16 protein-coding genes are annotated in these 21,454 nt (G+C 75.6%); 5 read left to right on the top strand and 11 right to left on the bottom strand.

Going from position 1 to position 21,454, the window contains the following annotated elements:
• Window positions 1–130: 130 nt before the first annotated feature.
• The 3 genes from ACZ7C5_RS06975 to ACZ7C5_RS06965 form a co-directional block, all read right to left on the bottom strand.
• Entirely contained in the window at window positions 131–502 is a 372-nt protein-coding gene (locus tag ACZ7C5_RS06975) for a BlaI/MecI/CopY family transcriptional regulator (protein ID WP_401092022.1), read from the bottom strand.
• 264 nt (window positions 503–766) lie between these two features.
• A complete protein-coding gene (locus tag ACZ7C5_RS06970) occupies window positions 767–3,508 on the bottom strand; it encodes an FtsX-like permease family protein (RefSeq protein WP_470322169.1) in 2,742 nt (913 codons plus the stop codon).
• On the bottom strand, window positions 3,505–4,305 hold the full coding sequence (locus ACZ7C5_RS06965) for an ABC transporter ATP-binding protein (RefSeq protein ID WP_401092020.1): 801 nt from the start codon (window positions 4,303–4,305) through the stop codon (window positions 3,505–3,507). The genes ACZ7C5_RS06970 and ACZ7C5_RS06965 overlap by 4 nt, the downstream gene beginning before the upstream one ends.
• Window positions 4,306–4,735: 430 nt before the next feature.
• On the opposite strand from ACZ7C5_RS06965, the gene ACZ7C5_RS06960 reads away from it, so the two are divergent.
• Both ACZ7C5_RS06960 and ACZ7C5_RS06955 read left to right on the top strand, forming a co-directional pair.
• Window positions 4,736–5,473: an MgtC/SapB family protein gene (locus tag ACZ7C5_RS06960; protein ID WP_401092019.1), complete on the top strand. Its 738-nt coding sequence runs from the start codon at window positions 4,736–4,738 to the stop codon at window positions 5,471–5,473.
• Between the two features lie 83 nt (window positions 5,474–5,556).
• A complete protein-coding gene (locus ACZ7C5_RS06955) occupies window positions 5,557–6,237 on the top strand; it encodes a YoaK family protein (protein ID WP_401092065.1) in 681 nt (226 codons plus the stop codon).
• 196 nt (window positions 6,238–6,433) lie between these two features.
• On the opposite strand, the gene ACZ7C5_RS06950 is transcribed toward ACZ7C5_RS06955, so the two are convergent.
• The 3 genes from ACZ7C5_RS06950 to ACZ7C5_RS06940 form a co-directional block, all read right to left on the bottom strand.
• A complete protein-coding gene (locus ACZ7C5_RS06950; RefSeq protein ID WP_401092018.1) occupies window positions 6,434–7,090 on the bottom strand; it encodes an Rv1733c family protein in 657 nt (218 codons plus the stop codon).
• 485 nt (window positions 7,091–7,575) lie between these two features.
• Entirely contained in the window at window positions 7,576–8,037 is a 462-nt protein-coding gene (locus ACZ7C5_RS06945) for a nucleotide triphosphate diphosphatase NUDT15 (protein WP_401092017.1), read from the bottom strand.
• A 21-nt stretch (window positions 8,038–8,058) separates the two neighbouring features.
• Window positions 8,059–9,561, bottom strand: a complete 1,503-nt coding sequence (locus ACZ7C5_RS06940) for an SDR family NAD(P)-dependent oxidoreductase (protein ID WP_401092064.1) — start codon at window positions 9,559–9,561, stop codon at window positions 8,059–8,061.
• Window positions 9,562–9,880: 319 nt separating this feature from the next.
• Between ACZ7C5_RS06940 and ACZ7C5_RS06935 the strand changes: the two genes are divergently transcribed.
• Entirely contained in the window at window positions 9,881–11,320 is a 1,440-nt protein-coding gene (locus tag ACZ7C5_RS06935; RefSeq protein ID WP_401092016.1) for a GuaB1 family IMP dehydrogenase-related protein, read from the top strand.
• On the opposite strand, the gene ACZ7C5_RS06930 is transcribed toward ACZ7C5_RS06935, so the two are convergent.
• From ACZ7C5_RS06930 to ACZ7C5_RS06920, 3 genes are all read right to left on the bottom strand, one after another.
• Window positions 11,281–12,234, bottom strand: a complete 954-nt coding sequence (locus tag ACZ7C5_RS06930) for a DUF5995 family protein (RefSeq protein ID WP_470322168.1) — start codon at window positions 12,232–12,234, stop codon at window positions 11,281–11,283. The two genes, ACZ7C5_RS06935 and ACZ7C5_RS06930, sit on opposite strands and share 40 nt — an antisense overlap.
• A 172-nt stretch (window positions 12,235–12,406) precedes the next feature.
• A complete protein-coding gene (locus ACZ7C5_RS06925) occupies window positions 12,407–12,796 on the bottom strand; it encodes a DUF3224 domain-containing protein (RefSeq protein WP_470322167.1) in 390 nt (129 codons plus the stop codon).
• 124 nt (window positions 12,797–12,920) lie between these two features.
• Window positions 12,921–14,012: a PP2C family protein-serine/threonine phosphatase gene (locus ACZ7C5_RS06920; RefSeq protein WP_470322166.1), complete on the bottom strand. Its 1,092-nt coding sequence runs from the start codon at window positions 14,010–14,012 to the stop codon at window positions 12,921–12,923.
• 248 nt (window positions 14,013–14,260) lie between these two features.
• Here ACZ7C5_RS06920 and ACZ7C5_RS06915 point away from each other — a divergent pair, with 248 nt between their 5' ends.
• Window positions 14,261–15,220, top strand: a complete 960-nt coding sequence (locus ACZ7C5_RS06915; RefSeq protein WP_401092012.1) for a pseudouridine synthase — start codon at window positions 14,261–14,263, stop codon at window positions 15,218–15,220.
• Window positions 15,221–15,351: 131 nt separating this feature from the next.
• On the opposite strand, the gene ACZ7C5_RS06910 is transcribed toward ACZ7C5_RS06915, so the two are convergent.
• The gene (locus ACZ7C5_RS06910; protein WP_470322165.1) at window positions 15,352–19,035 is read right to left on the bottom strand and encodes a SpoIIE family protein phosphatase; all 3,684 of its coding nucleotides are present in this window, start codon (window positions 19,033–19,035) and stop codon (window positions 15,352–15,354) included.
• Window positions 19,036–19,255: 220 nt separating this feature from the next.
• A complete protein-coding gene (locus ACZ7C5_RS06905; protein WP_470322164.1) occupies window positions 19,256–20,758 on the bottom strand; it encodes an MFS transporter in 1,503 nt (500 codons plus the stop codon).
• A gap of 120 nt (window positions 20,759–20,878) precedes the next feature.
• Between ACZ7C5_RS06905 and ACZ7C5_RS06900 the strand changes: the two genes are divergently transcribed.
• Window positions 20,879–21,424 (top strand): winged helix-turn-helix transcriptional regulator, encoded by a 546-nt coding sequence (locus ACZ7C5_RS06900; RefSeq protein ID WP_401092009.1) that lies wholly within the window; start codon window positions 20,879–20,881, stop codon window positions 21,422–21,424.
• Window positions 21,425–21,454: the final 30 nt, after the last annotated feature.

Here is a 21,454-nt window from a genome sequence, read left to right as displayed (position 1 = left end):
CCTGGGTCGACCACGTGGGTTCAACCGCGTGGGTCAAGGTACCGGCAAATCTCACGGACCCTCCAGGGTCGGCCCGTCGGCACCGTTCGCCGACGGGCCCGCCGGGGTGTCCGGGGGAGCGGCGTGAGGGTCACCGCGCTTCCGTGGACCTCGGCTGGGCGAGGGCGGCGAGCAGGGCCGAGGCCTCGTCCCCGCTGATCCGGTCGACGAAGTGGAGCAGCGCGCCCGCCCGGTCCTGGCTGGTCTCCAGTGCCTGGTGCATCAGCCGTGCGGTGTACTCCTCGCGGGTGCAGGTCGGTTCGTACATCCAGGCGCGGCCGACCTTGTCCCGGCGCAGCCAGCCCTTGGTGTGCAGGATGTCGGCGACCGTGGTGACGGTGGTGTACGCGACGGCCCGCTCGCGCCGGAGGTCGTCCACGACCTGGCGGACGGTGGCGGGCCGGCCCCAGGCCCAGAACCGGTCCATGATCTCGGCTTCCAGATCGCCGAATCCCCGTAGCACCGCCCTGGTCTCCCTCGCCGAACCGACCACCGGCGCCCTTCGTCGCCGGACCGCGGCCCATGGTACGGCGAGCGCCGGGCACCCGCCCCCGGGTGAAGGGGGCGGGCGCCCGGCGTGTTCCGGATGGTGCCCGGGTGGTGCCCAAGCGGTGTCATCCGGTGGGCGGCGAGTGTCCAAGCCGTGTCCGGGGCCGGCACCGGGCACTCGTACGGGTGTCCTTCCGAGTGCCCGTGTGGCGCCCCGGGCGCGGGCGGCCGCCGCCGGTCAGGACAGCCGTCGCCCGAGCGGGATGCGGGACCGGGTGAACAGCGCCGCGAGCAGCCCCGCGACCACCGGCAGCAGCAGCACGATCAGCAGCAGCTCGCCCCAGGGCGCGGTGATCAGCGCCGGCTTGGCCCCGAACCCGCTCGACCGGGACTTCAGCAGCCCCACCGCCGGCACGAACCCGTTGACCGCCCCGAGCAGCGCGCCCAGCAGGGCGATCAGCGTGCACTGGAGGCCCGCCATGGTCCGCCGGATCCGCGGCGGAGCGCCGACCGCGGCCAGGGTGGCCTGGTCCTGCCGGGAGTCGGCGGCCGCCAGGCCGGTGGCGATCCCGGCCGCGCCGAGCACCACCAGCGCGGCGAAGCCGGTGAGCGCCAGGGTGAGCGCGTCGCTCTTCGGCTGGTACCCGCGCTCCACGTCGAGCATGGCGAAGCGGTCCAGCTGGACGGCGGCGGCCGCGGCGCGCTGCTGCGCCTTGCGGTCGGGCGGGGTGGCGGGCAGCCAGACCGAGCCGGTCGACTGGGAGGAGAGCCCGAGCCGGGGCAGGGCGGCGGGCAGCACCAGGCCCTGGGCGAAGTCCGCGGCGGTCGGGTTGTCCACCAGCACCGCGTCGACCGGGACCTCCTGGACGTCAGGCTTGGGCACCTCGCCCGGCTGCAGCGGGGCGCCGCCGCCGCCGCGCAGGACCATCACGGCCTTCCCGTCGGCCCCCACCAGGGCCCGGTCGAAGACCAGCAGCTTCCCGGCGGCCAGCGCCTGTTCGACGGCCGGGTCGTGGATGGCGAACAGGTTGCGCAGCACGGTCGCGTCGCCCGAGGCCAGGTGCGGCGGGGCGCCGAGGCCGCGCCGCTCCACCGGGCCCTTGAGCTGGACGGTGCTGGAGCAGTTGTCGCAGAAGCGGTAGATCACCTGCCCGAGGTCGCCGCGCGGGCCGAGCCCGGTCAGCTGCTTCTCCAGCTCGGCGCGCTCCTCGGCGAGCCGGGGCCCGTCGGCGTGGCTGGTGAGCTGGACGGCTCCGTACGGCGCCTGCGGCCGGTAGTCGCGCCGGTTCTCGGCGTCGGTGCTGGTGGTGTACACGCCGATGGCGACCGCGCCGGCCACCGCGGCCATCACCGCGGCCACCGCGGGAGCGGTGCGCGAGCGGTGCCGGGCGGAGTCGCGCAGCGCGAGCCTGGGCCCGAGCGGCAGCCGGCCGGCGGCCCGGCCGATCAGGGCGATCAGCATCGGGGTGCAGAGCAGCAGGCCGAACTCGGCGACCACCGAGCCGCCGAGCACGGTGAGCGTCCGGGTGTCGTAGCCGCCGGCGACGGGCCGGTCATGCTGCATCGCGCCCGCTCCGTACATCGCGAGCACGCCGCCGACGGCGACCAGGACCGCCCCGCCCACGGTGACCCAGCGGCTGGGCCCGCGGACGGTGTCCCGGCCGGTGAGCCCGGCGGTGACGCTGCGGCGGGCGGCCTGCACGGCGGGCAGCGCGGCCGCGAGCAGCGCGGTGAACACGCCGATCCCGGCGATCGCGGCCAGCTCCAGCGGGGGCATCGCGAGGTGCCCGAAGCGCACGCCGCCGAACTGCTCGATCCTCGGCCGCAGCGCGACGACCACCGCGGTGCCGAGCACCACGCCGGCCAACGCCCCGGTCAGGCCGAGGACCACGCCGCCGCCGAGCACCACCGCACCGACGTGGGTGCGGCTGCCGCCGGCCGCGCCGAGCAGGGCGAGCTGACGGCGCGAGCGGCGGGCGCCGACCGCGAAGGCCGGCCCGGCGAGCAGGGCGATCTCCAGCAGTGCCATGCCGGTGACGGTGGCGACGACCATCTTGGTGTTGTTGGCGGCCGTCGGGTCGCTGTATCGGTACGAGTCGCGGTAGTAGGGGACGGCCTGCTCCGGCGGCGGGGCGAGCGCAACCGAGCGTGCGGTGAGGGTGTAGCCGTGGGCGTTGAACCGCTGGACCGCGGCCCAGTCGAGGGTGGCCCCGGCCGGCAGCCGGACCAGCCAGGCGGACCGTCCGGCCGGGCCCTTCTCCGCGGCGGGCCCGCCGGCGGCCAGGGCGGCGGCCAGCGGGTCGAGCAACTCGCCCGGCCTGGCGACGAGTTCGACCCGGCCGAGTTCGCTCGGGTGCTCCACCACACCGGTGATGGTGTAGGTGGTGCGTTCCAGGCCCTGGAGGGTGGTGGTGGTGCCGGGCCTGAGCCCGGAGCGGTCCAGGAAGGCCCGGGTGACGGCCACTTCGTGCGGGGCGCTCGGGGCGCGGCCCTCGACCAGGTCGAGCCGGCCGCGCCAGATCGGGTCGCCGAGGTCGGCCTCGGTGGTGAGGGTGCGGACCAGGCCCTCGGGCGAGGTCGCGCCGGCCTCCGGGCCGGGCCTGGCGGGGGTGAGCACGCTGCCGGGCGGCAGCAGCGAACCGATCAGGGTGGCCGGGTCGGTGCTCGCGCCCTTCTGCTGCTCGGCCGTCGGCTGCTCGCCCGGGCGGGCCTGGACGGAGAAGGCGCCGTCCTGGGCGATCGGGGCCTGCTCGACGAGCTGGCCCGGATCGAGCGAGGTGACCAGGGCGTCCGCGCCGCCCACCACCCGCTCCACCCGTTCGGCCGGGGTGAGCTGTCCGCTGCGGTGGACCACGTCGGCGCCGGTGACGCCGAGGACGGGCAGCGCGATCATGGCGGCGATCAGCGCGCTGCGGCCCTTGGCCCGCAGTGCGTCGCGGCGGGCGATCCGCAGGGTGACCCGCCAGGCTCCGAGCCTCACTGCGCCACCTCGCCGGCCACGCCGGACAGCTGCGCACCCGCCGGGTAGGCGGAGGAACGCCGGCCACGGCTCTCCGAGGCGACCGCGCCGTCCCGCAGGTGGACCACCCGGTCCGCCCAACTGGCGTGCGCCGCCTCGTGGGTGACCATCATCGCGGCGGCCCCCGCGTCGCAGCGGGCGCGCAGCACGGCGAGCACGGCCTCGCCGGTGGCCGAGTCGAGGGCGCCGGTCGGCTCGTCGGCGAGCACCAGCCGGCGCTCGCCGATCAGCGCGCGGGCGATCGCGACGCGCTGCTGCTGGCCGCCGGACATGTCGTCGGGGAAGCGGTCGGCGAGTTCGCCGATGCCCAGCTCCTCCAGCGCGGCCACCGCCTCCCGGCGGGCCCGGCGGCCCGGGACGCCGTCGAGTTCGCGGGGCAGGGCGATGTTCTCGGCGGCGGTGAGCGCCGGGATCAGGTTGTAGTCCTGGAAGACGTACCCGATCGAGCGCCGCCGCAGGTCGGCGAGCTTGCCGCGGCCGAGGCCGCCGAGTGCGACGCCCTCCACCAGGACCTCGCCGTCGCTGGGCTGGTCCAGTCCGCCGGCCAGGGTCAGCAGGGTGGACTTCCCGGAGCCGGACGGGCCCATGACGGCGACGAACTCGCCCGGGTGGACGGCCAGGTCGATGCCGCGCAGGGCGTGCACCTCGGCGGCGCCCCGTCCGTGCACCCGGGTGACGTTGGCCAGGCGCAGGACGGGCGCGGGCCGGGTCGGATCGGCGTGGGACACACTTCCCCCTCGTGAGCTGCTCAACTGCATATGTCGGTGAACTATATATGCCGGAGGACGTGACGCAAGCCGGGATGGTTCCCGGTGGGCGGGGGAGTGGCCGGTGGGCGGGGGAGTGGCCGGTTCGGTCAAACTTCTACAAAGCTGTCGAGGAAAGGGAGCCAACCCGGTCCGGGCCGTTCGGGGGCGGTCTATGCTCGGGACGGCTCGCGGAACCGGGTGGGCGCCCCGCGCGCACGCCGGGTCGCGGAGCGGAGCGGGGGCGGACCCTCGGCCCCGCACCGCCAGGCCGCCTGGCGTCACGTCATGTCGTCGCGCGGCCGCACGGGCCGGCCGGCGCCCTGCGCGCCTCCCCGCCGGTCGCGACGGCGGTGGCCATCATCGAGGTCGTCCGGGCCGGGTGGGACCACCGGCCGCGCGTCACCGTCCGTACCCCTCCTCCCGTGAAGGAGGTGCCGTCGTGCACACCCTGACCACCGTCGACTTCCTGGTCCGGCTCGCCACCGGCGTGGCCTGCGGCGCGCTGATCGGCGTCGAGCGCCAGTGGCGGGCCCGGATGGCCGGCCTGCGCACCAACGCCCTGGTCGCGGCGGGCGCCACCCTGTTCGTGCTGTACAGCGAGGCCGTCGGCGACGCGGCCAGCCCCACCCGGGTCGCCTCGTACGTCGTCTCCGGCATCGGATTCCTCGGCGGTGGCGTCATCCTGCGCGACGGCGCCGGGGTGCGCGGCCTCAACACCGCGGCCACGCTGTGGTGTTCGGCCGCGGTCGGGGTGCTGGCCGCCTCCGGCAAGCTGGAGTTCGCCGTCCTCGGCACGCTCGCCGTGCTCGTCGTCCACCTGGTGCTGCGCCCGGCCGGCCGGCTGCTCGACCGGGCCCCGCAGTCCGGCAGCGACCCGGACTCCACCAGCCGCGCCACCGTCCACCTGGAGTGCGACCGCAAGGCCGAGAGCCACATCCGGGCCCTGCTGCTCCAGGCCCTCGCCGCCTCCGGGCTCGCCCCGACCGGTCTGCGCGCCCGCCGCACCGACCAGGGCGACGCCACCAGCCTGCGGGCCACCGTCGCGATCACCGGGCAGGTCGCCCCGGCGCTCGAACAGGTCGTCACCAGGCTGTCGTTGGAGCCGGGCGTGCGCGACCTGCACTGGCACCTGGAGGACGAATCGGAGGACGACGGCGGCAGCCCGGCGCTCGCCTGACGGCGCGGAGCGGCGGGATGCCGTCGCCCGAGACCCCGCCCGAGACCCCGCCCGAACCGTTCCGCGAGCCGCCTGGAGGGCCGATGTCCACCCCCGATCCCGAGCACGGGCCGCTGGTGCCGATGCTGCTGGTGCTGACCGTGGTCACCGGAGTGGTGGACGCGGTCAGCTACCTCGAACTCGGCCACGTCTTCGTCGCCAACATGACCGGCAACGTGGTGTTCCTCGGCTTCGCCCTGGCCGGCGCGGCCAACCTCTCCGCCACCGCCTCGCTGGCCGCCCTCGCCGCCTTCCTGCTCGGCGCCCTAGCGGGCGGCCACCTGGCCCGCCGACTGCCCGGCCACCGCGGGCACCTGCTGACCGCCGCGGTCGCCGTCCAGTCGGCCCTGGTCGCGGCGGCCACCGTGCTGGCGGCCGTGGCCGGCCACGTCTCCGACCCGGCCCGTTACACCCTGATCGGGCTGCTCGGCTTCGCGATGGGCGGTCAGAACGCGGTGGTCCGGGCGCTGAAGGTGCCCGATCTCACCACCACCGTGCTCACCATGACCATCACCGCCCTCGCCGCCGACCGCACCGGCCCCCGTCGCCTCGCCTCCGCGGTCTGGATGTTCGCCGGAGCCCTCGTCGGCGCCCTCCTCGTCCTTCACGCCGACGTCCCCGTCGCCCTCGCCCTGACCCTCGCGCTGCTCCTCGCCGTCGCCGCCCTCACCCACCGCGCCGCCGGATCCGCCGTCCCCGCCCCGGCCTGGACCCGGCCGCGCTGACGGGGCCGGGAGGCGGCGCCCCACCGCGGTTCCGTCGTGGTGCCCGCAGGATTCCGGTGTCCCGGGCCCGCTCAGTCCTCGCGGCGGCGGCGGCCGGCGCGGTGTCGGGCGTTGGGGCAGGTGCATCGCAAGGCGGAGACAGGGGCCCCGGCTGAGGCTGGGGAGCGTCGCCGGGAGTCTGACGACAGGTCCTGGCTCAGTCCTCGTGGCGGTGGCCGGCGCGGCCGCTCCAGAGGGGTTCGAGGCGGGCCCAGTCGGCCGTCCAGGCGGCCTGGGCGCGGCGGTCGAGAGCGTGCAGGCGCAGACGCAGAGCGAGGGCGAGCAGGGCGAGCGCGGTGAAGAGGGCGCCGGCGCCGGTGCAGGCGGCGGAGACGGCGAGGGCGGCCCGGTCGGCCGGGGGAGCGGAGACGTCACCGTCCGGGTCGACCCAGATGAGGATGTGACTGCCGGTGACGGTGGAACGCGGGGCCTGGACGGTGCCCAGGTGCTGGGTGCCGTCGGGGGTGGTCCAGGCGGCGTCGACGTCGATCCGGGTGCTGTAGCCGCCGGCGAAGCGGCTGGTCGCGAGGGCCGCGCTGTCCGGGGTGCTGCGGACCACCGCGTCCACCCGGTGCAGCCGTACCCGGTCGGTGGCGGCCTGGGGCGCGGTGGAGCGGTAGAGGAGCAGGGCGCCGCCCGCGGCGAGGGCGACGGCGAGCACCGCGCCGAGCACGGCGGACAGCCAGGCCCTGGCCCGGGCGCGGTCGACCGGGCGGGCGAGCGGTTCGTGCCGGGCACCGAGGGCCCGCCGCAGCCTTCGGCCGGTGCGCCGCGGGAGCGACGCGGGCCGGGCCGGGCGGGGTGTGCTGGACACGGTGAGGACTCCTCAGGGGTGCGGAGGCGCAGGGCGGTTCCGCCCCCAATGTCCACCCGGCGGCCCCTCCCGCACAAGAGTCGTGCGCGGTCGGAGGACCGCCAGGGCCGCTCGGCCCCGCGGCCGGGACGTTCGGCCCTCGGCAGCCACCGCCCGTCGGGGGCAGGCTGGGAACCGGCGGCGCCCCCGTGCCTGGGCGCGGCCGTGGCCCGGTTCGACCGTGGGGGTGCCGGGCCGAGGTACGGGGCGGGGGGTGGTCGTGGGGCCACCCCCCACCTGTGCCGCGCGGGGCCGAGGTCCCTCTCAAGCGCGACCACGTCGCCCCGTCTTCGGCGAGAGCCCCGCCCTGCGCGGGGACGGCCTTCGGGCCGGCCGCCTCGCTCGGGATCATCGTCTCGACGCTGCCGCTGCTGAGGCGGATCACCGGGCCGAAGGCGGCCCGCAACGGCTGAGCGCCCGTCGGGAGCCGGCCCCGTCGTCCGCCGTCAGCGGGCGACGGGGTAGCCGTGCGTCCCGTCCGTCCGCAGCACGTCCAGCCCCGGCAGCCAGCTGCCGAGCACCAGCGCGGACGGGTAGAACATCGGCTCCGGCAGCGCGTCCACCGGGAAGCGCTCCCAGCCGGCGCAGGCGTGCGGCTCGGTGACCACGGCCTCGGCCAGGCTCGGCGGGGCCAGCACGGCGGCGGTCAGCCGGGGCCGGCCGAGCTCGTGGTCGAGGTGGACGGCGAGCACCCGCATCAGCTCGGCGGGCAGCACGATGCCGGTCTCCTCGGCGAGTTCGCGGGCCGCGGTCCGCTCGAAGGACTCGCCGAGGTCGACCTTGCCGCCGGGCAGGCTCCAGGTGGGCGGCTCGCCGGCGGTGATCCGGCGGCCGACCAGGACCCGGCCGTCGCCGGTGGGCACGATGATCCCCGCGCCGAGCAGCGGTGCGGTCGGTGCTGTGCTCAACTCGCCATCTCCTTCAGCCCGTTACCAGTTCGAACGCTCGTAGTCCTTGAGGAAGACGCCGTACAGGTCCTCGCCCGCCTCGCCGCGCACGATCGGGTCGTACACCCGGGCCGCGCCGTCGACCAGGTCGAGCGGGGCGTGGAAGCCCTCGTCGGCGAGCCGCATCTTGTCCGGGTGCGGGCGCTCGTCGGTGATCCAGCCGGTGTCGACGGCGGTCATCAGGATGCCGTCGGACTGGAACATCTCCTGCGCGCTGGTGCGGGTGAGCATGTTGAGCGCGGCCTTGGCCATGTTGGTGTGCGGGTGGCCGGCGCCCTTGTAGCCGCGCGAGAACACGCCCTCCATCGCGGAGACGTTGACCACGTACTTGCGGCGGGACGTGGAGGCGGCCATCGCCGGGCGCAGCCGGCTGATCAGGATGAACGGCGCGGTGGAGTTGCAGAGCTGGACCTCCAGCAGCTCCATCGGGCCGACCTCGCTGACGGTCTGCACCCAGCTGTTGGTGTCCGCGAGGTCGGGCACCAGGCCGCCGGCGTCGATCGCGGTGCCGGCCGCGATCCGGGCGGGCGTGGCGGAGCCGGTGACCAGGGCGAGCGAGGTGACGTCCTCGGCGGTGATCCGCTGCTCGTCGCCGGCCGACTGGTGGGGGAGGGCGGGCAGGTCGACGCTGCCGCTGCCGAAGCGGCCGATGGTGGTGGACTGCGGCAGCTCGCCGGCCGGCAGCGGCGCGGACTCGGCGTTGACCAGCTCGCGGTAGGACTCCGGCGGGCGGCGCACGGTCTGCGCGGCGTTGTTGATCAGGATGTCCAGCGGGCCGTCGGCGGCGACCTCGTCGGCCAGCGCCATCACCTGGGCCGGGTCGCGCAGGTCGATGCCGACGATCTTGAGGCGGTGGATCCACTGGGCGCTGTCCGGCATCGCGGTGAAGCGGCGGATCGCGTCGTTGGGGAAACGGGTGGTGATGGTGGTGTGGGCGCCGTCGCGCAGCAGCATCAGCGCGATGTACATCCCGATCTTGGCCCGGCCGCCGGTGAGCAGCGCGCGCTTGCCGGTGAGGTCGGCGCGGGCGTCCCGGTGGGTGCGGTTCTTGACGGCGCAGTTCTGGCAGAGGTTGTGGTAGAACGCGTCGACCTCGACGTACCGCTGCTTGCAGGTGTAGCAGGAGCGCGGACGCTCCAGGACGCCGGCGATCTCGGTGGTGGTGACGGTGGTCAGGCCGAAGGCCCCGGCCGTCTCGTCGTCGATCCGGGTGGGCGCACCGGTGGCGGTGCGGGCGGTGACCTCGCGGTCGTTGGCGGTCTTGCGGGCCCGGGTCTCCTGGCGGCGGCGCTGCTTGAGGGTCCGGAATATGCCGCCGACGGCCTGGCGGACGGTGATCGCGTCCGGGTGGTCGACGTGCAGCTCGTCGAGCTCGGCGATCACCTCCAGGCAGAGCTTCAGCCGCTCGGGGTCGAGGCCGGGACCGTAGTCGATCTCCTCCTCGGTGTCCTCGCCCTGGCCCTGCTGGATGTCCGTCTGCCCGATGCTCACGCCTGCTGCCGCTTTCCCGTTCGCCACGCCCGTTACCGCGTGAAGCCGTGCCCGTTACCGCGTGAATGCTACGGGAGCGGTCCGGACCGAGGCGAAAGCCGGACGTCGGAGGGGGTCTTTGGATGATCCTCCATGTCTACGCGCGGAGCATTGATCACCGTTTGTGCACAGCCCCAGCAATGCCCCTCGAACTGGCTTTTGCCCCCCGACCTCACGGAGAATCGAACGCTGGGTGCCGGGCGCCCGAGTGCGCCCCGGCGGCTTCGCCGCAACCGCACCCGAGGTGTATCCCCCAGCCAGAGAGCCCTTCTTCATGCGCTTCCTGAACGACCTCAAGCCTTCGTACGATTTGACGTACGACGACGTCTTCATGGTCCCCAGCCGTTCCGCCGTGGGCTCCCGGCAGGGCGTCGACCTCTCCTCGAACGACGGCACCGGCACCACCATCCCGCTGGTCGTGGCCAACATGACCGCCATCGCCGGCCGCCGGATGGCCGAGACCATCGCCCGCCGCGGCGGCCTGGTCGCCATCCCGCAGGACATCCCCACCGAGGTCATCGCCGAGGTCGTCTCCTGGGTGAAGCAGCGCCACCTGGTCTTCGACACCCCGATCACGCTCGCCCCCGGCGCCACCGTGGCCGAGGCGCTCTCGCTGCTGCCCAAGCGCGCGCACGGCGCCCTCGTGGTGGTCGAGGACGGCAGGCCGGTCGGCGTGGTCACCGAGTCCGACTGCCAGGGCGTGGACCGCTTCACCAGCCTGGCCGACGTCATGTCCCGCGAGCTGCTGGTGCTGGACGAGGACGTCGACCCGCGGGCCGCCTTCGAGAAGCTCACCGAGGCGCACCGCAAGCTCGCCCCGGTGGTGGACGGCGACGGCCGGCTGGTCGGCATCCTCACCCGCAAGGGCGCGCTGCGCGCCACCCTGTACACCCCGGCCGTGGACGCGGCCGGCAAGCTGCGGATCGCCGCCACCGTCGGCATCAACGGCGACGTGGCGGGCAAGGCCGGGGCGCTGATCGAGGCCGGCGCCGACGTGCTGGTGGTGGACACCGCGCACGGCCACCAGGAGTCCATGATCAAGGCGCTGCGCGCGGTGCGCGGGCTGGACCCGCGGGTCCCGATCGTGGCCGGCAACGTGGTCTCCGCCGTCGGTGTCCGCGACCTGGTCGAGGCCGGTGCCGACATCCTCAAGGTCGGGGTCGGCCCGGGCGCCATGTGCACCACCCGGATGATGACCGGCGTCGGCCGGCCGCAGTTCTCCGCCGTCCTGGAGTGCGCCGCCGAGGCGCGCCGGCTCGGCAAGCACGTCTGGGCCGACGGCGGCGTGCGCCACCCGCGCGACGTCGCGATGGCGCTGGCCGCCGGCGCCTCCAACGTGATGATCGGCTCCTGGTTCGCCGGGACCTACGAGTCCCCGGGCGACCTCAGGACCGCGGCCGACGGCCGCCAGTACAAGGAGAGCTTCGGCATGGCCTCGGCCCGTGCGGTCAGCAACCGCACCGCCCAGGACTCCTCGTACGACCGGGCCCGCAAGGCGCTGTTCGAGGAGGGCATCTCGCACTCCCGGATGTTCCTCGACCCGGCCCGCCCGGGCGTCGAGGACCTGGTCGACTCGATCATCGCGGGTGTCCGCAGCTCCTGCACCTACGCGGGTGCGGGCAGCCTGGAGGAATTCCACGAGAAGGCGATCGTGGGCGTCCAGAGCGCGGCCGGCTACGCCGAGGGCAAGCCGCTGCACTCCAGCTGGGCCTGATCGCCCGCTGTCGCTGCCGCGGCGGCGCCGTCGGTCCGGTCGGCCGTCCGGTCCCTCGCTTCGGGGAGCCGGGCGGCCGGCCGGTCGCGCCGTCCGTCGTCGCGCCGTCCGTCGTACCCGCTGGTGTCATGCCCGTCGCCGAGCCGGTCGCCGTGCTTGTCGTCCGGCCCGGGCGGGAGCGGGGAGCCGAGCGGGAGCAGCAGGGCGCGGCCGAGCAGCCCGACCGAGCCGTCCAGCGCGGTGGCGAAGGCCCGGGCGGCGCCCGGGAGGTGCCGCAGCTCCCACAGCGCCTCGACGGCGCCCCAGGCACCCTCGCGGGCGGCCCCGACCGACCAGGCGCCGAGCAGGTGGGTGAGCGGCTCGGCGTGCTCCAGCAGGTCGGGCCCGGGCATCAGCTGTTCCCGGACGGCCGTCTCCACCTCGGCCAGCACCCCGTTGATCCGGTGGTAGTCCTCCTCGATGTCGGCCGGCTCGCAGTGCCGGCGCCGGCAGGTGGCCACGACGGCGAGCGGCAGGTCGTGCTGGATGTGGGCGTTCATCCCGGCCAGCGCGAACTGGAGTGGGTGCACCCCCGGGTGGGCGCGCAGCGCGAACAGCGGCCGCCAGCAGACCGGTGGCCGCCGCCCGGCCGCGTCCGCGGCCACCGCCCGCAGGTACCGTCCGGCGAACACCACGTCCAGCTCGGCCACCGCCGGCGGGTCGGCGAAGTACCGGCGGCCCAGCCGGTCGCGGACCGCCTCCGTCACGGTGAGGTAGAGCCGGTTGAAGACCGCCACCCCGTCGGCCGGGGGCAGCCCCGCCCCGATCTCCCGCAGCCGGCCGACCACCTGCCCGACCGTGGCAGGGGTCGTCCTCGCGCGGGTCTCCGCGTGCGCGATCACTGCCGCCGTACGATCCACCGCCGTGCCGGGCATGTGCCACCCTCCGATGCCGATCGTGTACTGATCGCATCATCGTGGCAGCGTTGCCGAGCGCTCGGCGGCCGCGGCGCGCTGGTCGAGGGCGTGGGGGTGGCCGGACGCCGAGGTGGCCGGACGCGGACCCGACCGGGCGTGGAGGAGACCGGACGCGCCGGCCGATGGGCCGTCAGCCCAGCTCGTACTCCAGGACGTAGGTGTGGGCGCCGGACTCGTCGACGGTCAGGTGGAGCTCCCCGGTGATCCCGGCCAGCTCGCCCGCGCCCGTGCCCGGCACCACGCGTATCGTCGTGCCGGTGGTGTCCCAGGCCGTGTGCTGGAACACGAACGAGCCCTTGTGCCCGTCCAGTTCACCCGTCACGTGCTCCACCGCGACGTAGGAGGCCGGACCGTCGGAGGGGCCCGCGACGGAGAGCATCCGCACCTCGCCCGTCCCGCTCAGCCCGCCCGTGAAGACCTTGGCGATCCGGACCCGGCCGAAGGCCGCGCCCTCCCGCTCCTCCGTCTCCACCGGCTCGAACGCCGTCAGCTCGAACGACCCGCTTGCCCTGCTCCCCATGGCGCTGTCCCCTCGTCTCGTCGATCGTCGGCCGTCCGGCGGCGGACTCCCCGCCGACCGCGAACCGAGCCTTGCACACACCACTGACACTGTCCGTCCGTCCGGGCCGTCGCCGGGGGCCCGGTCAGGGCTCCCAGCGGATCGCCAGCACCGCCGCGTCGTCGGCCGGCCCGGCGTCCCCGACCCAGCCGCGGACGTCCGTCAGCACGGCGTCCAGCAGGTCCGCCGGGGTGCCGCCGTGCAGGCCGGGCAGCCGTTCCACGATCGGGTAGAAGCCGCCCCCGGGATCCCTGGCCTCCGACACGCCGTCGGTGTGCAGGAGCAGCAGGTCGCCCGGCTCCGGGTCGAACCGCCGGGCCGGGTACGTGTCGTCGGTGAGCCCGAGCAGTCCCAGCGGCGGCGCCGGGAACGGGGGCTCCAGCTCGCTCACCCGGCCGGCCCGGCGCAGCAGCGGGGACGGGTGGCCGCAGTTCACCAGCCGCACCGGCCCCCGGTCCGGCGCCACGTCGAGCAGCAGCGCGGTGGCGAACCGCCCCTCCTCGGACTGCCGGGCGGCGAGCGCCGCGTCCAGCCGCTCGGCGAGCCGCCCGGGGTCGGGCTCGGTCCGGGCGGCCTCCCGGAACACCCCGAGGACGTCCGCCGCCGTCTCCACCGCGGGGAGCCCGTGCCCCTGGACGTCCCCCAGCAGGATGCGCACCCCGAACCGGGTCTCCACCACGGCGTACAGGTCCCCGCCGATCCTGGCCTCGGCGGCCGCCGCCACGTACCGCACCGCCAGCCGCAGCGGCCCGATCCGCTCCGGCGGCGGGCGCAGCAGGGCCCGCTGCGCGGCCTCGGCGACCGTCCTGACCTGGAACAGCTCCCGCTCGCGGGCCGCGACCAGGACGACGCTGGCGGCGCTGGCCAGGGTCGAGGTCAGGACGGTGACCGGCACGCTGATCCGGACGGAGAGCGGCAGCTGCGCGTTGGCCGACTCGAGGAGCCCGACGGAGAGCAACGCTGCCGCGCCGACCAGCAGCGGCACCCGGGCCCGCCGGGTGGTGGCCCCGGCCAGCACCGGGGCCACCGCGAGCAGCGGGGCCAGGGTGGTCCCCGGGCCGATGGCCAGGGCGGCCACCACGGCGGCGACCAGCAGCAGGAGCGCGCCGTAGAGCAGCAGCCGGGTCCGCCTCGGCAGGTGCAGCGGCGGCACCCCGTCCGGGCCGTCGGCGGTCACGCGTCCTCCAGGGGGCCGGCAGCGTGGTCCGGGCGGGTCGGCTCGGCAGCTCGGCGGGTCGGTGCGGCGGTCGGTCCGGCCGGTGGGGCTGGTGGGTCGGCGGGCCGGAAGCCGGTCCGCCGGAAGCCCCGGCGGACGGTCGGAGGCCCCCGGCGGAACGAGGGCCTCCGACCCACTGTCCCCGCCCGGCCCCGGGTCGGCACCTCGGCGCGGGCCGTACGCCGGCGCGCACTACCCTGGGCCGGGACATGAGACGCAAGAGTCGCCGCCCGGCCTCCCCCCTCCCGCAGCGCCACGGCGTGGACCCGGCGCACCTGAAACTGCCGCCCGAGGGCCCCTGGCCGACGGTGCGCGACCACCTGGTGGACCGGCTGCCAGCCGTCCCGGCCGAGCGGATCGACGCGGCGCTGCGGGACGGCGAGATCGTCGGCGAGCACGGCCCGATCTCCCCGGCGGAACCGTTTCGCCCCAGCGCGCACCTGTGGTTCTACCGGGACCTCCCCGAGGAGGTGCGCGTCCCCTTCGAGCTGGTCGTGCTGCACCACGACGAGCACCTGGTGGTGGTCGACAAGCCGCACTTCCTGGCCACCACCCCGCGCGGCCGGCACGTCACCGAGACGGCGCTGTCCCGGCTGCGGCACACCCTCGGCCTGCCCGCGCTCAGCCCCGCGCACCGCCTGGACCGGCTCACCGCCGGCCTGGCCATGTTCGTCGTCCGCCCCGAGGAGCGCGGCGCCTACCAGACGCTGTTCCGCGACCGCCTGGTGCGCAAGGAGTACCAGGCGATCGCCGGGTACGACCCGGAGCTGAGCCTGCCGCGCACCGTGCGCAGCCACATCGTCAAGGAGCGCGGGGTGATCGCCGCGCGGGAGACCGACGCACCGCCGAACAGCGAGAGCACGGTCGACCTGCTGGAGCGCCGCGACGGCCTCGCCCGCTACCGGCTGCGGCCGCTGAGCGGGCGCACCCACCAGCTGCGGCTGCACATGTGCGGGCTCGGACTGCCGATCCTCGGCGACCCGGTCTACCCGGTGGTGCTGCCCGAACCGGCCCCCGACGACTTCCGCCGCCCGCTGCAACTGCTGGCCTCGACGGTCGAGTTCACCGACCCGCTGACCGGCCGCGAGCGCCGCTTCGAGAGCCGCCGCACCCTGGCCGCCTGGACCGACCCGCAGGGCTGGGCCGACGGCGCCGCCACCGGGGCCTAGCCGGCCGGACCGGGAATCCCGGCGCGGGGGCCGCGTCGCTTCCGCGGTGGCCGGCGAGCGCCTTGCCGGTTGTGGTCCAGGCCTTCGGTCACGATGCCTGTTCGTGACGGCCGCCGACCGCCGGCCGTTGGTCAGGCGGTCGGTGAGGCTCCCGGGGGCAGTTCCAGTTCGAACCAGACCACCTTGCCGTCCTTGGTCCGGCGGCTGCCCCAGCGGTGCGCGAGCTCGTTGACCAGGTGGATGCCGCGGCCGCCCTCGTCCTCGCTGTGGGCGCGGCGGATCCGGGGCACCTCGGTGTCCCGGTCGGCGACCTCGACGGTGAGCACCCGGTTGCAGTAGAGCCGCAGTTGGGTGGGCGATCCGGCGTGCACCAGGGCGTTGGTGATCAGCTCGCTGGTGAGCAGCTCGGCCCAGTCGGCGAGCGCGTCGAGGCCCCAGGCGATCAGCGTCTCGCGGGTGAAGCGGCGGGAGTGGGCGACCATCGCGTGGTCGCCGCCGAGCGGCAGGATGGCGATCCGGTCCGCGCCCCGCGGGCGGACCTGCGCCATGATGACGGCGATGTCGTCCTCGCCGGTGCTCTCGGTGAGCCGGCTCAGGACGGCGTCGCAGGTCTGCTCCAGCGAGCCGCGCCGGTCGGCGACGGTGCGGCAGAGCAACTGGAGCCCCTCGTCCAGGTCCTGGCCCCTGCGCTCGACCAGCCCGTCCGTGTAGAGGGTCAGGATGCCCTCCTCGGGGAGGGTGAACTCGGCGCTCTCGAAGGCGACTCCGCCGACCCCGAGCGGGGTGCCGGTGGGCAGCTCGACCAGGTGCGCCCGCCCCTCGGTGTCGGCGACCACGGGCGGCAGGTGGCCGGCGCAGGCCGCGGTGCAGCGGCGCTCCACCGGGTCGTACACCACGCAGACGCAGGTCGCGAACTGGCCCTCGCCGATCGCCGCGGTGGCCTCGTCCAGCCGGTACAGCACCCGTGCCGGGTCCAGGTCGAGGGTGATCAGCGTCCGTGCCGCCGTGCGGAGTTGGCCCATGGTCGCGGCGGCCCTGATGCCGTGGCCCATCACGTCGCCGACGATCAGCGCGACCCGCCCCGCGGAGAGCGGCACCACGTCGAACCAGTCGCCGCCGACCTCGCTGACCACGCTGCTGGGCAGGTAGCGGTAGGCGAGGTCCAGTCCGAGCGTGCGGTGCACCTCCTGCGGCAGCAGGCTGCGCTGGAGGGTGAGCGCGGTGTCCCGTTCGCGGCGGTAGAGCCGGCCGTTGTCGATCGCCAGCGCGGTGCGGGCGGCCAGCTCCTCGGCCAGCGAGCGGTCCGCGGGGCCGAACGGCACCGGGTTGCGGGTGCGGACGAACTCCGCGCCGCCCAGCACCTGTCCGCGCGCCACCAGGGGCACCATCAGGTACGAGTGCACTCCGGCGTCCAGGCTCGGCTGCACCCGGTCGGGCGAGGCGACGATCCGGCGCAGCTCCTTCTCGGTCACCTCGGCGACCAGGATCGAGCGCCGGGTGCGCAGGCTCTGCGCGTACAGGCCGGCCGACTGCGAGGTCTCGCCCACCTGGTCGGAGGCCTCGTGCATGCCGCCCTCCGAGTCCGAGTCGCCGACCGCCACCGCCCGCATCAGCACCGCGCCCTCCGCCGGGACCGGCCCCGGCTCCTCGCCGCTGAGCACCGCGTCGCGCAGGTCCACGGTGACGAAGTCGGCGAACCGCGGGATCACCACCTCCACCAGCTCCCGGGCGGTGCGGTACAGGTCGAGCGTGGTGCCGATCCGGTTGCTGGCCTCGTTCAGCAGCGACAGTCGCTGCTGGGCCGCCCAGGCCTCGTCCAGCGCCCGCTGCCGGGCGGCCGCCGCGTCGCGCTCGCGGGTGAACAGCAGCGCGTTGTCGATCGAGACGGCCGCCCGCACCGCCAACTCCCCGGCCAGCGCCACGTCGTCGTCCACGTACGGGCGATCGGCCACGGTGCGGTAGAAGCCCGCCACGCCGACCGGGGTGCCGCGCGCGATCAGCGGGACCACCATGAACGACCGTACGTTCTGCTCCAGTGCGGCGGCCGTGCGCACCGGGTCGTCGGCGAACCAGGCCATGCCCTCCTCGTCCATCCGCGGCACCAGCACCGGCCTGCGGTGTGCCAGGCACCACGCGTACGGCGAACCGGGCAGGAAGCGGTGCAGGTTGCCGGTGCGGGCGATCGGCGCCAGCGTCGAGCCGCGCACCGAGTGGAACGCCATCCGCCGCAGCAGCGCCGAACCGTCCGCCGGGGCGGTCGCCTCGCGCTCGCCGCGGACCAGCTCCTCCAGCACCTCCACCACCACCGTGTCGGCCAGCCGGGGCGCCGCGACCTCGGCCAACTCCTGGGCGGTCTGGGCGAGATCGAGCGTGGTGCCGATCCGGGTGGAGGCCACGTTGACCAGCGCCAGCCGCTCCTGCGCGGCCTTCGCCTCGCGCAGCGCCTGCTGCCTGGCCAGCACGGTCTGGTGCTGGCGCAGGTACAGCCGGGCGTTGTCGATCGCGACGGCCGCGCGCGAGGACAGCTCGTCGCCGAGCGTGATGTCCGCCTCAGCGAAGGACTCCCGCGAGCCGCGCCGCGAGTACACGACCATGCCGAGCGTCGTGCCGCGGGCCACCAGCGGGGTGATCCGCACCGAGCGCGGGCGGTCGCCGAGGTAGGCCAGGCGGCGGCTCTCGTTGAGGCCCTCGGTCAGCATCGGCAGCTCCCAGGACGGCACGACCACCGTCCGCCCGCTGGTCAGTGCCCGGGAGTACGGGGAGTCCGGCGGCAGCTCGTACACGGCGTCCACCGGCAGGGCCTCGGCCGGGTAGAGCGCGTCGGCGGTGGAGATCGCCAGGCGGCGCACCAGCAGCGGGGCGTCCGGGGCGGGCGGCTCGACGCTCCGGCCGGCCTCCAGCTCCTCCAGTCCGAACACCGCGCTGATGTCGGCGACCCTGGGCACCATCGCGTCGGTCAGCTCCCGGGCGGTCTGCCGCAGGTCCAGCGTGGTGCCGATCGAGGCGGTCGCGTCGACCAGCAGGGCGAGGCGTTCCTGGGCGCGCACCGCTCTGGCGTCGGCGTGGAACCGTTCGGTGATGTCGATGACCGTGGCGCACACCCCGAGCACCCGGCCGCCGCGGTCCTTCAGCCGGAAGTAGGACGCGGACCAGGCGTGGTCGTGGTTCGGGTCGCCCGGGGTGCGGCCGTGCGCGAGGTCGTCCACCACCGGCTCGCCGCCCTCCAGCACCCGGCGCATCACCTCCTCGGACTCGGCGGCGTTGATCCTGGGCAGCACCTCGGTGAGCCGTCGGCCCAGCGGCTCATCGCCGTGCAGGCCGTTCGCGTCCGCGAGCGCCTCGTTCAGCCGGACGAAGCGCAGGTCGGTGTCGAAGACCGCCATGCCGACCGGGGACTGGGTGAAGAACCCGTCGAGGAGGGCCAGGTCCGCCTGGAGCCGGTGCAGTGTGGTCACCTCGGAGGCGACCGCCAGCACCATCGGGGCGCCGCCGGGCCCGCGGATCGGATGGGTGCGGAACTCCAGGTCCACCAGGTGCCCGTCCCGGTGCCGGACCGGGAAGACCCCGGACCAGGACCGGCCCGCCAGGATCTGCCGGAACAGCCGGAGCACCTCGGGCCGGCGCTCGTCCGAGCTCAGCAGCGTCGCCGCCCGTGCCCCGACCGCCTCCCGCGCGGAGTGTCCGAGGAGTGCCTCCGCGTCACTGCTCCAGTGCAGGATCCGCCCGTCGGCGTCGATCAGCGCCGTCGCGATCGGCACCATCAGCAGGGCGTCACGCCGAGGCTGCCCCGCGCGCTGCGCGTAGTCGTCCACCATGGCCAGAGAACCGTCCCAGATGACGTCCGGAGATCGTTCCCACCAGCCCTGCCATCTTCGCACGCGGCCCCGGGCGGCCGCTCACCGTGGCAGCGGGCACCGCGGGTGGGCGCCCGGCCACGATCGGCGCCCGGCGCCCGGCCCGGGGGCGCCAGGGCGGTGGCGCCGACGGGAGCGTGGCCCGGTGGGCAGGACACCGGCCGGGCCGACGTCCCGGGCTTCACCGCACGACCGTGGGCCGGCGGGCCGGCCGTGCGGCGTCCGGCTCCGTGCCCGAGCGGGCTTCGGCGGCCCGGGCGGCGAGGGCGAGCAGCGCGCCGACCAGGCAGAGGGCGGCCGCGACCAGGACGGCCCGGTCGGTGCCCGCCGCCAGGGCCCGGGCCGCCGCCGCGGGGCCGGGCGAGCCGGGCCGGGCGGACCCGGCGACGGCGACCGTGACCGCCACGCCGAGGGCCGAACCCAGGTAGCGGGAGGTGTTGTTGGCGCCGGAGCCCATCGCCGCCCGGTGCGCCGGGACGCTGCCGATCGCCAGCCGGGCCAGGGCCGCGTTGAGCACCCCGCTGCCGACGCCCGCGACCGCGAGCCCCGGCGCCAGCCGCAGCCAGGACGAGCCGGGCGCGAGCCCGTACAGGCCCAGCTCGCCCGCTCCGCAGACCAGCAGACCGAGGGCGACCTGGGTGGTGGCGGTCAGCCGGGTGGCCAGCCGGCGGGCCTGGAGCGCGGAGACCACCGACAGGCCCGACCACAGGACCAGCACGCCGGCCGCGGCCGGACCGGACAGGCCGAGCACCCCCTGGAGCAGGGTGGGCAGGTAGCTCATGAAGCCGACCAGCGACAGCCCGGTGAACAGCGCCCCGCCGGTGGCCGCGACGAAGCCGGGCTCGTGGAACAGGGCGAGGTCCAGCATCGGCTCCCGGACCCTCGCCTCGACCACCGCGAACGCCGCCAGCAGCAGCACCCCGCCGGTCAGCAGCGCCACGGCGGTGGGCCGCCCCCAGCCGTCGCGGCCCTCGGCCAGTCCGGCGATCAGGCAGGAGGTGCCGGCGGCGAGGGTGAGCACCCCGTACGGGTCGAGCGCTCGCGGCCGCTCGGCCCGCGACTCGGTGAGGACGGCGACGGCGCAGCCGGCCACCACGGCCGAGCCCACCGCGATGCCGCCGCTGACCGCGCGCCACCCGGCCCACTGCTGGACCAGGGCGCCGTACACCGGCCCGATCGCGATGCCGAGGCCGAGTGCCGCGCCCCAGACTCCGAGTGCCCGGATCCGGTCGGGCCCGGGAGGGTGGGCGTGACCGATCAGGCCGAGCGCGGGTGCCAGGACGGCCGCCGAGGCGGCGCCGAGGAGCACCCGGGAGACCAGGTAGACGGCGCCGCCGGGGGCGAGTGCGGCCAGCGCCTCGGCGGCCGTGAACAGCAGCACGCCGAAGGTGAAGACCCGCTTGCGGCCGTGGTCGTCGGCGGCGCTTCCGGCGGTGAGCAGGAGCGCGGAGATGCCGACCAGGGTGCCGGTGAGGACCCAGGTGCGGCCGGTGGCGCCCAGATGGGCGGCCTGGGCGGTGGCGGCGAGCGAGGCGGTGGGGGAGGTGTACGCGAGGGTGGTCAGGGCGGTCGCCGTCGCGGTGGTCGCCAGCGTGGCGGCGGGCCGGACGCGCGGGCCCGGGGCGGCGGGGGAGACGGGTGAGGCGGGTGAGCTGGGTGAAGAGCCAGGTGGTGCGGGGGACATGGGTGTTCCCTCCGGGGGCCGGACTTATGGTCTGGTGAACGAACCTTCATCTCGGGCGGCACGCTACCACTGTCGGTCTGTTCATTGAACCCTTGAGGGGGGTGGACTAGGCTGACGCCCATGGCCCTGGGAACCGACTACGAGCTGCAGGAGTGCGCACTGGCCCGCGCGCTGGAGGTGGTCGGCGAGCGCTGGAGCCTGCTGATCGTGCGCGACGCGTTCTACGGGGTGCAGCGTTTCAACGACTTCCTCGCCCACCTCGGCATCCCGCGCGCCGTCCTCGCCTCGCGCCTCAACGCCCTGGTCGCGGCCGGGGTGCTGCGCAAGGAGGCGTACCGGCAGGCGCCGCTGCGCCACGGTTACCGGCTCACCGGGACCGGCCTCGAACTCTGGGGACCGCTCTACCAGCTGAGCCGCTGGGGTGGCCGGCACGCCACCGACGGCGGCTCGTACCACCTCTTCGCGCACGCCGGCTGCGGCACCGACCTCGACCCGGTCGGCGTCTGTCCCGCCTGTGGCGGCGGGCCCGTCCCGCCGGCCGCGGTCGTCATGCGCCCCAACCCCGCCCGCGCCGGCTCGCACCGGGAGGACCCGGTTTCCCGGGCCCTGCTCCGCCCTCACCTGCTGCTCGAACCGATCGCCTCGGCGGCGCCGCCGACCGGCTGACCGTCGGCCCGCACGCCGTCGGGCCCGCAC

The sequence above is a fragment of the Kitasatospora sp. NPDC036993 genome (genome assembly GCF_055607525.1).
The sequence above is the reverse complement of the archived record's forward strand: the minus strand, read 5'-3'. Positions and strand labels throughout refer to the sequence as shown.